Annotated in this window: 11 protein-coding genes; 2 read left to right on the top strand and 9 right to left on the bottom strand. The window is 38.0% G+C overall.

Annotated elements, in window-relative coordinates:
- Positions 1–30: 30 nt before the first annotated feature.
- The 9 genes from WG954_RS03860 to WG954_RS03820 form a co-directional block, all read right to left on the bottom strand.
- On the bottom strand, positions 31–219 hold the full coding sequence (locus WG954_RS03860; RefSeq protein ID WP_340433843.1) for a hypothetical protein: 189 nt from the start codon (positions 217–219) through the stop codon (positions 31–33).
- 70 nt (positions 220–289) lie between these two features.
- Complete coding sequence (locus WG954_RS03855) at positions 290–1,144, bottom strand: hypothetical protein (RefSeq protein ID WP_340433841.1); 855 nt, start codon at positions 1,142–1,144, stop codon at positions 290–292.
- Between the two features lie 155 nt (positions 1,145–1,299).
- Positions 1,300–4,686, bottom strand: a complete 3,387-nt coding sequence (locus WG954_RS03850; protein ID WP_340433839.1) for a P-loop NTPase fold protein — start codon at positions 4,684–4,686, stop codon at positions 1,300–1,302.
- A gap of 96 nt (positions 4,687–4,782) precedes the next feature.
- A complete protein-coding gene (locus tag WG954_RS03845; RefSeq protein ID WP_340433837.1) occupies positions 4,783–5,694 on the bottom strand; it encodes a hypothetical protein in 912 nt (303 codons plus the stop codon).
- Between the two features lie 86 nt (positions 5,695–5,780).
- Positions 5,781–7,118, bottom strand: coding sequence for a hypothetical protein (locus WG954_RS03840; RefSeq protein ID WP_340433836.1), 1,338 nt, complete (start codon positions 7,116–7,118; stop codon positions 5,781–5,783).
- Positions 7,119–7,156: 38 nt separating this feature from the next.
- On the bottom strand, positions 7,157–7,930 hold the full coding sequence (locus WG954_RS03835) for a trypsin-like peptidase domain-containing protein (RefSeq protein WP_340433834.1): 774 nt from the start codon (positions 7,928–7,930) through the stop codon (positions 7,157–7,159).
- A gap of 48 nt (positions 7,931–7,978) precedes the next feature.
- The gene (locus WG954_RS03830) at positions 7,979–8,866 is read right to left on the bottom strand and encodes a trypsin-like peptidase domain-containing protein (protein WP_340433832.1); all 888 of its coding nucleotides are present in this window, start codon (positions 8,864–8,866) and stop codon (positions 7,979–7,981) included.
- 158 nt (positions 8,867–9,024) lie between these two features.
- Positions 9,025–9,390, bottom strand: coding sequence for a hypothetical protein (locus WG954_RS03825; RefSeq protein ID WP_340433830.1), 366 nt, complete (start codon positions 9,388–9,390; stop codon positions 9,025–9,027).
- Positions 9,391–9,457: 67 nt separating this feature from the next.
- Positions 9,458–9,718: a helix-turn-helix domain-containing protein gene (locus WG954_RS03820; RefSeq protein WP_340433828.1), complete on the bottom strand. Its 261-nt coding sequence runs from the start codon at positions 9,716–9,718 to the stop codon at positions 9,458–9,460.
- A 501-nt stretch (positions 9,719–10,219) separates the two neighbouring features.
- On the opposite strand from WG954_RS03820, the gene WG954_RS03815 reads away from it, so the two are divergent.
- Both WG954_RS03815 and WG954_RS03810 read left to right on the top strand, forming a co-directional pair.
- Complete coding sequence (locus WG954_RS03815; RefSeq protein WP_340433826.1) at positions 10,220–11,044, top strand: carboxypeptidase regulatory-like domain-containing protein; 825 nt, start codon at positions 10,220–10,222, stop codon at positions 11,042–11,044.
- Positions 11,045–11,164: 120 nt separating this feature from the next.
- On the top strand, positions 11,165–14,365 hold the full coding sequence (locus tag WG954_RS03810) for a SusC/RagA family TonB-linked outer membrane protein (protein ID WP_340433824.1): 3,201 nt from the start codon (positions 11,165–11,167) through the stop codon (positions 14,363–14,365).
- Positions 14,366–14,428: the final 63 nt, after the last annotated feature.

Genomic DNA, 14,428 nt, shown 5'->3' with positions numbered 1-14,428 from the left:
TTTACCGCCGTTTATATATAGGAACTGGAACTACACGTCTTTGCTATCAGTAAGCAGAAATGTACAATAGCAATGTTTTGCCAGGCCAACTACTACATTACAAATATTTCCATTTACTTCTCTTTCATTCAACTCAAGGATAGTTTTTTCTTCTACAGAAGAATAGCATTCGTAAAAAAGCAGTTCTATTTCTTCTTTTGGAAATTTCATTTCGTTCATGCTACAGCTTTTAAAATTCAAGCCTCTTAGAATAATGCAAAAAAATTATTAGATACTCTTATTTCGTGCATTACCATTTTTTTACAAGTGCGATACCTCTATCGTAAGAATTCTTATGAATTTTCCGCAGGTTGCCGATCTCATCTTTCATATACTCGTCAACATTGTAAATGTTTTCAAATGCAGCCCTACATTGAACACAATGATCTATTATTTTTCGAGAATGAGGGCCGTGAGGAAAAGATTTAGCAATTTCGATTAAAGGTGTTACAATTTCAAAATTGGTAGCTTGAACACTTTTATTGCCACCGCCTTCAATCCATTTAATAAAAGTGCTTGCAAAATTGGAAATATAGCTTACCAAGTGTGGATTTACATTCTTACCAGAATATTCCAGTGCAAATTCATCATTTAGCTTTCTTAACTCGTTAAGGTTTTCGTTGTATTTTTTGAGGTTTTCATCATAGCTTGATTGGTAAATAGTTATTTGTTCTTTAGAAGTATCCTTCACTGCCCTCACAGTCTCTACAATTTCAAAAAAATCAGCAATCTCTTGTGGCCTCCTTTTGCTAAAAAAAGATGAAAAATTATCAATAAAAGTTTTAATATCTATAGACGATAGATAATGTTGGCCAAAGTTTGACTTGACAAAGACATTGTAATTCTCCCCTTCTAAAAATCCCTTTTGTTTCGTCAATGGCTCTAAAAGTAAATACTGTTTCCTACAGGATTCCAGAAAGTTATGAATAACCACTCTAAGGCTTCTTTTGTAATTTCTCCTCTTGATCCATTTAGAAACTCCTGCTGCAGTCCATGTTATGATAAAACCCAAACAAAATGTCAGAAGTGATAAAATAATTGTAACTGCCACATTGGGTTGCACTTCCAAGTCTTGCACCAAGTAGTCGATTATTTTCTTTAGCATGGATTACGTGTGTGTTCTAGTAAGCTAATAGTTGTTATAAGTAGCGCTATTTCATTTGTAGCTTTTATCAGTTGCCTTTCCTCAAATTTTTATCTTTGGGGTTATTTAATTAGAACTTCTGTCAAAATAAGAAGAAGTGAATAAATTGGTTTGACCTACGGTAAACTCATCCAATTTCCTTCTGTCACTATTTTTTCCTTTTTCTCACCTTTATATATGTATTTTATATGAAGCCTTTTTAACTCACCTACATGTGGGTCATCTCCATCTACCATATTGTTATCAACAAGGAAATGAAGCATACGGCCCTTTTCAATTTTTCGTTTTATCAAATTTGGGATTTTGTCAGAACCGCTTGATTTCCTATCAGGTGAAAAATAATCAACATAGGATATAGTAATATTCTCTGCTAGTTCCTCGTCAATTTTTGTACTGAACTCTTTCAGCAAAGTGTTTCCTGTATTTTTTTCAAGATTACCACGTATAATGTCGATAAATTCAAGGGCATCATCGCCGGCTTTATCTATCAAGGAAGAATAATAATCTTTGTTAGCAACCAATATTTCAAGGCATTCGGTTGAAGAATAGCAAGAAGTTAAAATCTTCCTTACAACCTCACCACTCCATTCCTGCAGTCCTCCAAGTTCCCTCAACATGGGTTCAAAAAATAGAAATTGCGTTTCCAATATTTTCGAATCTCTTAAAAAAATGTCTCTGATGTCTTTAACAGTTGCCTGTAAATGAGATTTGTCACACTTAACGAACAGCATGTCCCACAAACCATGTGGGACATTGGAAATATCATAATCATCATCACCATCGGCTATTGCTTTAAGAGCAGTTTTATATGCGGCAAATAAACTTTGGGGAAATTCTACAATCTTATCAGAAGGTAGCAGAATGTTTAAGACATTGAGCAAATAAGGGTCATTTCCTTTAAATGCCTCGTTCCAATGATCTTCGGACTCCTGTTCGACATATTTAACGGCAATTTTTAAGACTAGGTCTGACAACTCGCATTCAATGGAGAGTGCATCTTTGTAAAACTCCTCATCCGGTATCGCTGATTTTAAATAGTCAATTGTTAGTTGATCTCTTAAGCTATCCACCCAACGATTCAAGTCCTTCAACAAGTCCTCTTTGCTAACCCCTACAGCGACAGCGATTTGACTAAACCTCGAAAGTATTTCTAATATTCTCAAGGACTGCCCATTGCTACTGAGTATCATTTTCTTCAGCACTGCTTGTAAAGCCGGCTTTTGCCAGTTACAAACAGATACCAAAAGACCGCCGTAATCTGCATAACATTGAATCCGGGAGTAAATGGCTGAAATATAGTCATCATCAACCACGGAAAGCAGTGTATTCATCGCCGGACCGTTATTCGCAAATTTATTCGCACGTGCAATCCTCATAGTAGCAAGCTCGTTGTATTCATTTGAATCCTCCTCTGCCTCAGCCAACAAATCGTATATCTGTTGATCTTGCAATTTTGCACTTAGAAGCAACTCAGGTGAAACCGCACTGTAAGTCGCAAACAATGAATAAACATTTTGCAAAGTCACTTGCTTGTTGTTTATAGTACTTTCAATTTTATGTTTAAGTTCAGTGAACTGAAATTCGTCTTTTAGATGCTGAATAACAGAAGCGTTGGCAAGGTCTCCTGGTGTTTTATTAAGAAGATATTCTTCAACGGAAGCGCTAGCGGAACTAGCTTTATATTTCTTATAGTTGCTGCCAGCTTTATCAAGATAGTCAAGAAATTGCTCCGGCGATAGTTGTTTTGGTTTTACCAGCAATAAATAATCGATATTAAAATTATTTACTTTCAGGAATTCCTCTATGCCCGACAGCGCCGAAAAATATCTTGAACCTGCAAATTCTGAAGCCCCAGAGAATCCCTTTAGCAGATACGCAACAAAGTATTTGCGCTGTTCCGGCCGTGATTGCTGAATAAGTATTTTATGGATTTCAGTAAATTCAACCGCCTGAATTTGTGTAGCTAGTTGTGAACCTATTATGCGATCCCATATTACTTGGAATGAATCTTCATTTGTAGTTGGTAGCGCTTTTTGTATCTCATTCAAACATATTGTTGTCGCTTCAATATCAATATCTTCAACCTCAAGCTGTTCTAAAATGCTGATAAAATCTGGGGAGTCAGCCATTTTTTTAAGATCATCTATTCTTCGTTCCCTAATCGTAATTTCTATTTCACGTTGTAGGGCAACCTGAGCCGCTTTTTCTAAAGGGATGTTATAAAGCAAAGCCGCAATATTGTTAGAAACAGTGTCATCACCTGCAAAAAGGCCCTTTGCTTTTCCAAGAAACTTTTTGTTGAAAATTTCAAATAAAGGCGAGGCAGCAATCTCCTGCCTGTTCAAAACAAATGTAGCAATATAACGTAACTTAATTTGCTCCCGCCAGATCATTTTTTGAGATACAATATCATTTAGAAAGGCAATTATTTTTCGTGGGGTAATTGAAGCGTGATGCAAATCAAATATTTTCCTTGCGATGATAAATTCTGCTTTCTCTTCCTCTCCAAATGCATCTTTGAACTTTATTTCAAAAAACTTTTTCCAATCGGTTAGTACAGCCGGAGATATAGTAAATATTACCGAAAACGTTTTATTAATAAAATGATTCGTTTTTTCAAAATTGTTGTCTCCTCCGTCTTTTTCAAATGCTTGTCTTACATGTGATCGATCAAACGGCACAATCACCCAAATATTTGAATAGTATCCTGCCGAAAAGAATGTGTGAAGCAGCGCCCATATTATTTTTATCTTTTCAGATGGCAGACGATCCATGTTATCGAATACAATAACAATTTTCTTGTTAGAAGCCTGGTCAAGTTGATGCATCCAGTTTCGAAATTCCCGAACAGAAGGTTCATTTTCTGAAATTGTTTCATCGGTGATCTTTTGCAGATCCTGTTTTTCATATATACTAAACAGCTGCGTAATGTTCCAAAGTTGCTTATCCCGGAGGGCTGCTATAATCCATACGCCAATTGCAATCATCAGAGGTGCTGCAGCAATAAGAAATTTGTAAATAGGCTTATCATCAGGCACTTCGTCTGAAATCACCTTTGTTAACGGCGTCAATATTGCAACGAGAAGAGAAGCTATAATTGCATAACTTAATCTTGGGATTGTTTTTGTAATCGTGACTTTCTTCTTGGCTAGCAAGTCATTCAGTCGGGTTCGCCACTCTACCTGATCAACAATATGATTTTTTTGTAGGTCGTCTGTAAGTTCTTCAAGAAAAGACCGTCTCTGAAGATCCTCCTGATGTGCCCATGTGTCGTATATAAATAGGTGATGTTTTTTTTCTAATTGCTTTCTTACAATACTAATCGCATTCGATTTACCTGATCCCCATTCACCATCAAGGCCTATCAATTGATAATCCTTATCACCGGCTGTAATATGCTCTGCAATTTGCTTGGCCGTTCTCTCCTGTGACTTACTTTCGAATAAATCGTCGCCGCAGGGTAGATTGCTGATAAATCTTGGGTATGTAACTGATTTTGACACTATTACTTGGAGATTAAGGGTTGAAATATGAAGTTATGTCTATTTAATTTTGCATAACTGTGCAGGTTAAACGAAACTACAAAATTTGTCGTGATCCTAAGGGATTATCCTTTTCTCTAATTCTGTCTTTTCTTGCAAAATATCTGGAAAAACTACAAGTGTTTCTTCGGTTGTTCTTTCGTACAGCTCCAAAGTTTCTTCTCCAAACCTTATCTTAAATTTTGCCAAATGCTCATCTATCTGAAGATATTTACAAAGCAAATGGTGTGAGTCAAGAACCTGCTCCTTTAGTTTATAAATCCACCGCAAGATTTCGTCTGCTGTCCTGGAATTCATCAGACTGTGGCCGCTTGTAGCCCTTCCAACTCCGGGACTATGGTATACTACTCCCCTAATCTCAGTCATACCCAACGTATACCCTTTGTTCCACAAGGTTTGACGCTCCTTTGAATTAACTTTAGGATAAACTGAAACTATCTCATCGTTTCTATATTCTTTAATGATATCTGGAAAGAAATCATGTAAAACCTCAATCCATTTTGGGTTGCCAAAAACATCGTCATTATGCGTATCTGAGCCTAAAAAAACGATATGCTCTTTATTAATATAGGCAAATAGCAATGAATTTACCTGCTTTACAAATTTCGATTTCTTTTCTTTCTTTAATGATAGGTGAAAGTGAAAAATATTCCACTCATTTTGTAAGTGATCGTGAAAGTTTGATTCCAAAAGTCGTTTGTTTTGGAAGACGTTCAAATTTCTACCTTCTGCTGCGGCATTGATAACAAACTCAATTTCTTTCTTTTTGGGATGAGTAAGTATTTCAAGTTTAAAGCGAGGATTTATTAAGACAGTTCTATTTAAGGGCTCAATAATTTTAGTTCTCACCGTTAAGTAGTCCAAAAGCATTTTGTCCAGTGGCTTATAATTTGCAACTTTAAATCCAATGGAAGAAGAAAGCCTTTTTAACTCCTCCTGTAAATCATATTCAAAATTTAATTCCTTCATTTTGTAACCTATAGTAGTATAGAATTGGCTTTGCGATCACCAGCATATGCAACCTTCTAATGCATACAAATACTGTTCGGCTCCGCTCACATTATATCTAGTTGATCCAAAGGTTCGAAATGTCCAGAAAACTCCACATGCTGCCCATCTATTTCAAAAATGCTATGTGTGAAAATTCCTGATGCAACTTTATTAAGCGAACCTTCCATAGATGCTCCAACCTTTTGAGCGTCATGATAATGGTGACCTTGTTGAAATACATAGAAATTTGTCAAACTAATTTCAAAAGCGGTAGCCAACGTTTCTTGAACAAATATTTTATGACTTGGAAATTCTGTTTCAGGAGTTCCCATTGGAAAAACAATATCCAAAGGAATTAGAGATTCGAAGTCTTTTTCAAAACTTTCACGGGAAATTATTGATATTCCATTTGAGATATATGTCCCTTTGCCCTCTTTTATACTAAGAACAAGTGGTTGATATAAGATGACTGCAGAGATCGGTTTTGCAGGGAACAATTCAAAATAATTTTTAATCCATTTTTCGCAATTTTGCCTGCTGGCAATTTTAGGCAGATGAATTATTACCATGTTTTTTTCGTCGCCAGTTTCAGCCCCACCATGTTTAACTAAATTGGCGCAAGCTTCTTCCAATTTATCAAATATATTCTTTTCTTCATTAGTATGGAAGGGTGCAGACAAGATGAGTGTATAAGATTTTTTTTGATTCGAATAAGGCTTGCCTGTTTGCCGCAAACCTTGAACAATGACACCCCAATCACCAATATCAGCCTGCATGAAGTTTTTCCCTCTTTTATTGTACTCTATAAATATACCATGATAGTTGTCTTTTAGCAGTTGCCAATCTCCTGAAGAGGGATAGCCGTTTTTTTTATTAATAATAACCTCGATTGGAGAACAATTATAATCTTGTATATTTTTTTGAGTTAGGCTATTTATAAGCTCCGACTCTTTTAGAAAAATCTCATGGTGTTTGGAAATTGAATAGTTTTTAATTGAAAGTCTAATTTTCTTATCGGTATTTAAATTAATGACGCCGTCATAACCAGCTTGGTTTCTTTTAGCTGGCACAGTATTATGTCGTAAAAAAAAACTTAAGGCAAATATTTCAAACAGTGCGCCATTCCAGTTTTTTGGATCGTTTGTTTTGATCAATTCTACCTTTTCCTTTATAAAATCGGAAAATTTTGATAAAGCACGAATTGAAAAGCCAAGGCTAAACAGCTCACGTGTAGCTAGGCTGTCTCTTCTTGTCCAAAGTTTTTGTAAAACATTATTGTTGCGCTCATCAAGCCATGCATCACCAAAAGTTTCACGTAGTATTCGGAAACAATCATCCAACTCCACCGGTTCAATATTGCTGTATGGTTGCCGATTTCCTAAATATTTATATTCAAACTTCATTTATATTCTAAAATATTAGTGAGTGATTTAACTGCATGTTAAAATGAAAAATCCTTCAGTCTATGTTTTTCGATAATTTCTTTTATTACAGTTGATTTGTAAAAATATGAGATCCCACTATGTCCATAATTTTCAGGAATATGACCAGCGTTTACTCCAATTAAATATCCATGCCGTGAATTTGGAATATTTCTCAACCCTCGTGGCGGGGCAAAAACCGGGCTCCCCGAGGCACCGGGAGAAGAAAATCCCTCATATGCTACGCATTGTCCTTGAAATTTTTTATTCCAAGAATAATGAAATTTAGGATCACTTGCAATGTGACCGCTTCTTAAAATTGGTCTGTTCGCCAGTTTGTCGTGACTATCAGGAAATCCAGAATAACAGATAAGATCAAAAGGCTGAATTTGTTTAAATATCTCTTCGTCCGCAAGGTGCTCCATCCCAAAATGCCAATGAAATGATTGGCCTTCTACTAAGTCTACATGTGCCTTAATAATTGCAACATCATTTTCATAGTCATCATGATAATATATATCTGCTTTTTCGTACAGTTGATATGTATATTCACTATCATCTGGCTTACGTCCAGTTATTTGAAATTTGGATAGTTTAAAGTCTTTATATTGTGCAGTTGGTTGGTTGTAGTCAAGATCAACAACATGCCTGTTGGTAATAATCCAAGGAAAATTTTTGCCGATCTCAAGTAAGAACGCTGTTGCAGTACCAGTCTTTACTTTATATCCATCAGTATGCTCTACCTGAATTTTATAAGAAGAATAGAGGAAATGAATTGAAGGCTCATGAAACATCTGAAGTGCATTTATAGTTGAATTTGATAAATGTCATTGAACACAATCTTATTCCTCGTAGAATTTTATTTTATTGGCCTTTAAAAAATCTTTTATGACGTTGACATGAATACACTGTCCAACATGTAAAAAGGGCTGGTTGGTTACTTTTATTTTATGCCCATTTGAATTATACTCAAAATTTTTCATATCGAAACCAAGATGCAAATGATTCGTGCTTGTTTGCATCCCACAAATTATGCCGTCGTTGTTAAATAGTGGGCCGCCGCTTTGCCCTCTTAAGCCTGGAGTACTTAGCTCAATACCAAATATTTCTCCGTCATTTATTAAATGTCTTGTTAACATACCTTCTATTGGGAATCTTGGTGTATCAATTTGCCCAACCTGTGTCCACATAATATTATCGGTGGCTGCATCATATTGAAAATTTGTAAATTCTGGGAATGGAAATCCCAATCTGCAAAGGAACTTGCCTTGCTTTAAACTGCTGCTATCTTTCAAAAACCTTGCATAAGATTGATAAAGTGGGCTCTTGAAGTCTTCAAAAATCACTATTGATAAATCATATTTGGGGTGATTTATCCACCGGTAACTTAAAGATTGTTCACTTGTAACTGCAACAAATAATTCTTGAAGTTGAATAGTTACGCCATCCTTAAAGTTATAGGAAGCTTCCAATGCCTTTATTCTTTGATTATATTTATTGTTTTTTCCTATTGCTTTTTTTTCAACTTTGAATTTTTCATAGTGATCGTTAATTGCGTGTCGATTACCTATTAGATCTATAACGTGCCTACAAGTAATAGCAACACCTTCCTCGTTAATAAAGAATAATGTCGCTGCACCTGGGCTTACAATTGTCTCTTTATAATTTCTAGTAATTATGTGAACAGGTCTTGTAAATCTAGAGACCTCTTCGATGGAATCTACGAACATGATAATTGGGGTTTAAATGACAACTAAAGTGTGTATTTGCAAAACTCAATATAAAAACTGCCCTCAGCCTCTAACTCGTCTTTCCACGGTATTTTCAACTCAATTGTTCATATGCCAATTCAAATACGCTCTCAGGCGTAAAGTACAACTCCACAATATCAGTCTCTCCCAAATACATCGTCTTTCCTCCTCAACACAATCTGCGCTTTCTCCCGAAACAACTCAATCCTACCGGTAACGCATACCTCTTTATCTTTAAACAATACTTCCGGTACAGTTTCAAATTGCTTCCTTACATCACTCCAGATAACTATTGTTAAAGTATGATTAGGGAAAGCTTGGCCAAGGTTAATAAAGGTGGGAGTATTCTTTGAGGTTTCTAAAAAACGTACACCACTTACTTTGCCGCATACGGTTACACTATCTCCAATGTGTTTATTTATATCTTCAAGTGGTATAACTTTTTGCGAATAGCTCTTTTTGGCTACAAATAGCAAAAGCAATGGGATTAAAAGGATTCTCATAAATTAGTTTCTCGCCAATATGCAAAATAGTTATGAAATAAACTATAGTGTTTTCACCCTTTTGTAATTATTTCTTTCCCCTTTTTGTGTGAAATAATGGCGAATCAAAGAATTCTTTAAGTGTCATACCATTCTCAATACAGAATTTATTTATTGTATAAATAGTTGCTCCTTTACCCTTTTCATTCTTATTATAAGACTGTTTATCTCTCCCCGACTCGTGGGCAAAAGCCTCTTGTGTTTTGCCAGAATCTTTTCTAATTTCTGCAAATCTCTTAGCAATTGCGAGTTTCAAACTAATATCAATATTGTCCAGCTTAGCAGGCATAATGCAAGCTGGTGTTTATTTAAAAAAAATAGGTAAGCCATATAGACTACTTTCAAAAATAGTATTATATTTGATCTCATTATTAATTTAACCTGCTTCAAAATAAAAAGTAGGTGCTTCGCTAAAGAGTCTCGTTCAGAAAACCGCCAGTTATTTTAGGAACACGAGATGATAGAGCAAGCCCGTTCTATATTTGCTTAGAACGGGCCCTATCAGCTTATCGTGTTCCGGGTGCCTGGCGGTACCACTGACGGTAAGACGGGTTCGTTCTTTTTCGCCCCCTTACATATGACTTTCTTAGCTAATTATATTTTGCTATGAAAGTTTATTTCATTCACAAAGCATTTTATTTGCTCTTAACGAAGTTCACTTGCAAACCACAGGATCACGGTTAATACATTTTGTAGTACTTATTTCTTCCCGCCTTACTACAAACTTCCCGGCTATTTAATCACCCGTTTGCTTCTTCTTAGTTGCAAACACCTAAACCATTCTGCAAAAATGAAACATCTCATTTATTGCCTGGCAATGCTTTGTCCTTGCTTAAGCATGTGTAGGCCCGTCACCATCAAAGGCAATGTCATCAACGCTTCCGGCCTTCCGATTGCTGGCGCAACAGTAACTGTGCTCTACAGTAACAACACAACCCTCACAAACAAACAGGGAGAGTTTGTTCTAAAAAACACTTCTGCTCTCGATTCCATCCGCATCACCTGCCATGGTTACAAAACAGAAACCGTTCCTAACAATGAGAGGGGTCTCATAACGGTGCTGCTCAAACGAAACTTTAATAAAGCAGAGAACCACACGTTAAAACCCCTCGCCATTGGCGATACCATGCCCCCGTTTTTATTATCCAATCTCCTCAACACGTACCAGCAGCAGATCGATCTTTCACAACTCCCCCACAAACTCGTCATCCTCGATTTTTGGGCCACCTGGTGCAGCTCCTGTCTAAAAGGCTTTTCAAAGCTCGATTCATTGCAAAAGCAGTTTCCTTTACAGTTACAACCCATCCTTGTCAACAACACCCTTACAACTGCAGATACTGGTGAGGCCATTCACAACTATCTCATCAAAAGAAACAGTTCACCCAAAACCACCATCCGTTTTCCCATAGCCATCGAAGATGGTCCTGAGTTGCAGCAACTTTTTCCACGCCTCTTCCTGCCGCACTATGTATGGCTTTATCAAAACAAAGTCGTCGCCATCACAGCCTCTTCCGCACTCACAAAAGAAAACATTCAGTCAGTCCTCTCTGGCAAACCCAACCCCATGAAAACAAAAAACGACATCCTGAGCGCAGCCGAAGGGCACTCGCCATAAAAACTGCATCCTACGAAGACTTCTTTTCTCCCCTTCAAGGGGGAGATACAGAGGGGGCCTCACCACTCACGACTCACCACTCACGATCCTTTTAACTCATAACCTTTAACTATCTAAATCATGAGAATACTAATCATCTTCCTCACACTACTTACAACATCTGTAAAAGCCCAAACCCTCACCGGCACCATCCGCAACCACGAAAACCAACCCGTCCCCAATGCAACAGTAACTGCTGTCAAAAACAAAACAACAGTTACAACAAATAACAAAGGCACATTCAGCATCACACTTTCCACCTTACCCGACTCTTTGTTAATCACACACATCAGTTACCAGCCGCAATCAATAGTGATCACTGCCGCATCGGTAACCCAACCCATAACCCTTAACTTTCAACCCTTAACTGTCGACCTTGAAACAATAACTATCAACACCGGCTACCAGCAACTGAAACCAAACGAAACCAACGGTGCCATCACTACCATAACCAACAAACAACTCAACCAGCAAGTCGGTACCAATATCTTGAAACGCCTCGAGGGGGTCACAGCAGGGCTGTCGTTCAACGAAGGATACAGCAACGGCAATGCACAAAGTAAAACGGGTATTTCCGTACGTGGTCTCGGCACCATCAACGGCCCGCTCGACCCCCTCATTGTTGTCGACAATTTTATTTACGAAGGCAACATCGCTAATATCAACCCGAATGATGTCGAGAGCATAATAGTATTAAAAGACGCTGCCGCTGCGTCCATCTGGGGTGCACGGGCAGGCAACGGCGTTATTGTCATCACAACAAAAAAGAGCCGCTTCAATCAAAAGATGAAACTCGAATTCTCTTCATCATTTATTGTTACAAACAAACCAGGCATGTCGGCCATCCCCGAAATCAGCAGCACTGAGTACATCGATCTCGAAGAGTTTCTGTTTAACAAAGGTTACTTTAATAGCATAATTGCCGAGCAATACAGGGCTTTTTCTCCGGCTGTAGATGTATTTAATAAACGTAAAACCGGCCTGCTTTCCGCTGCCGATTCTGCTGCACAGATCAATGCATTAAAAAATATCAATAGCAGGGAGCTCTATGAAAAACAGGTGTACAGTAAAGCAGCCACACAACAATATGCACTTAATCTCAGGGGCGGCACCACAAATCTTGCATGGTTACTGGCAGCCGCTTACGATAAAAGCAATGATCATCTAAGCAGCACTTTCGATAAACTCAATCTTCGCTTTAATAATACCTACAAACCACATAAGAAACTGCTCATCGATGTAGCAGTATATTATACTAACAGTAAATCAGTAACAGGCAAACCGGCGTACAATACACTAACGGGCATCAATGGCCGCTATGTTCCTTACATGCAATTTGCTGATCCCGATGGCAATCCCTTACCCATATCCACATTGTATAATAAAAACTATACGGATACTGCCGGTGCAGGCAAACTGCTCAGTTGGCAATACAATCCGCTTGAAGATTACAAACACAACAAAGGCACCACCCACACCAATGAGCTCATGGCATCGCTTGGTCTCAACTACACAATTACAAAATGGTTAAACCTCGATCTCAAATACCAGTACCAGTTACAAAATAGCACAACAGAGTCAAGGGCAGGTATACAAAGTTTTGATACTCGCAATACCATAAATCTATTCAGTCAGTTAAACAGGTCAACAGGCATTGTCAACTACATTGTTCCGGTTGGAGATATCATCAACATCTTCAACGGTTCAATCAAAAGTCAGAATGCAAGGGCACAGTTAAATGCAAATAAAACCTGGGCAAATCATCGGGTAACCGCTTTAGCAGGAACAGAGATAAGGGAAGTGCTGGCAAACAAAAACGGTTTCATCTATTATGGTTATAACAGTGATCCCTTGGCATTTACAAACGTCGATCATGTAAATCGTTATCCAACGTTTATAACAGGCAATTATGAACGCATTGCTGGCCCCCCGGCATTTGCCGCAACAGCAAACAGGTTTCTTTCATTCTACGCAAATCTTGCATATACCTTTCGCCAGCGTTATACGCTCACGGCAAGTGCACGGAAAGATGGCTCCAATCTCTTTGGTGCCACCACAAACGATAAATGGAAACCGCTTTGGTCAGCTGGTCTGGGTTGGGAACTTTCAAAAGAAAAATTCTATAAGCTTACTTGGCTGCCTTACATAAAACTCAAATCAACCTTTGGCTATAGCGGCAATGTCGATTTAAGCAGAACAGCTTTACCCGTCGCATCCTATGGCCGTGATTTCAATACAAACCTGCCTGCTGCTGCCATTGGCACGCTCAACAATCCCGGCCTTCGTTGGGAAAAAGTAAGTCAGTTAAACATCGCAGTGGAAGCTGCTTCAAAAAACAATCGCATTGCATTAACTGCAGCATACTTCATCAAAAAAGGAACAGATCTCTATGCAGAAACACCTTACGATTATACAACATGGGGAGTACTCAATACAATTGTTACAAATGCTGGCGATATGGAAGGCAGGGGAATCGATCTCCAGCTCACAACACTCAACATCAATCAATCGTTTAAATGGTCAACAACTCTTCTGTTTAATTACAACACGAGTAAAACCACCCGTTATTACGAAGCGGCATCACTAAGGCTCAGCCGCTTATTAGGTGGAGGAAAAAACATCACACCAGTTATTGGTAAACCATTGTATAGCAAAGCGGCTTACAAATGGGGCGGTCTCGATCAGTTTGGAAATCCCCAGGGCTATCTCAATGGTCAGCTGAGTACCAATTATTCTGCCATCGCTATGGAAGGCGCTCAATCAGGATTAAAAAATGGAACGGTCTTTTATATTGGTTCATCCATTCCTGTTTACTTCGGTTCAGTCATCAATACCGTTTCATACAAACAGCTCGAGCTCTCCTTCAACATCGCATATAAACTCGGGTACTGGTTCAGCAAACCTGCAATAAGTTATAGCGGCTTAATCAGTAACGGTTATGGTAATAAAGAATACAGCAACAGGTGGCTCAAACCAGGCGATGAAGCATTCACGAATGTGCCTTCTTTTCAATACCCTGCCAATAGCAATAGAGATGGGTTCTACGGTAGTGCAGAAATACACATTCGCAAAGGCGATCAGTTGCGCCTGCAATATATTAATCTCAATTACACATTACCATCATTAATGAAAAATAAAAATGTAGAAAAAATCGAAGCATGGTTCAATGCTTCGGGCCTTGGCATCCTGTGGACGGCCAACAAAGAGCGTATTGATCCCGATTTTCCATCAGGTCCTAAACCGCCTGCATCATTTGCCTTTGGTCTCAGAGCTACATTTTAATCATCAAAATCCAGAAACTATGCTATTCATCAACCTGTAGCACACAAAGTGTACAACAATCAA

The organism is Lacibacter sp. H375, assembly GCF_037892425.1.
Classification (GTDB): Bacteria; Bacteroidota; Bacteroidia; order Chitinophagales; family Chitinophagaceae; genus Lacibacter.
The sequence above is the reverse complement of the archived record's forward strand: the minus strand, read 5'-3'. Positions and strand labels throughout refer to the sequence as shown.

Bases quoted from the DNA above. Each gene is read 5' to 3' on its own strand.
- WG954_RS03855 (WP_340433841.1), bottom strand. From the start codon at position 1,144: ATGCTAAAGAAAATAATCGACTACTTGGTGCAAGACTTGGAAGTGCAA.
- WG954_RS03845 (WP_340433837.1), bottom strand. From the start codon at position 5,694: ATGAAGGAATTAAATTTTGAATATGATTTACAGGAGGAGTTAAAAAGG.
- WG954_RS03840 (WP_340433836.1), bottom strand. From the start codon at position 7,118: ATGAAGTTTGAATATAAATATTTAGGAAATCGGCAACCATACAGCAAT.
- WG954_RS03860 (WP_340433843.1), bottom strand. From the start codon at position 219: ATGAACGAAATGAAATTTCCAAAAGAAGAAATAGAACTGCTTTTTTAC.
- WG954_RS03830 (WP_340433832.1), bottom strand. From the start codon at position 8,866: ATGTTCGTAGATTCCATCGAAGAGGTCTCTAGATTTACAAGACCTGTT.
- WG954_RS03815 (WP_340433826.1), top strand. From the start codon at position 10,220: ATGAAACATCTCATTTATTGCCTGGCAATGCTTTGTCCTTGCTTAAGC.
- WG954_RS03825 (WP_340433830.1), bottom strand. From the start codon at position 9,390: ATGAGAATCCTTTTAATCCCATTGCTTTTGCTATTTGTAGCCAAAAAG.
- WG954_RS03820 (WP_340433828.1), bottom strand. From the start codon at position 9,718: ATGCCTGCTAAGCTGGACAATATTGATATTAGTTTGAAACTCGCAATT.
- WG954_RS03835 (WP_340433834.1), bottom strand. From the start codon at position 7,930: ATGTTTCATGAGCCTTCAATTCATTTCCTCTATTCTTCTTATAAAATT.
- WG954_RS03810 (WP_340433824.1), top strand. From the start codon at position 11,165: ATGAGAATACTAATCATCTTCCTCACACTACTTACAACATCTGTAAAA.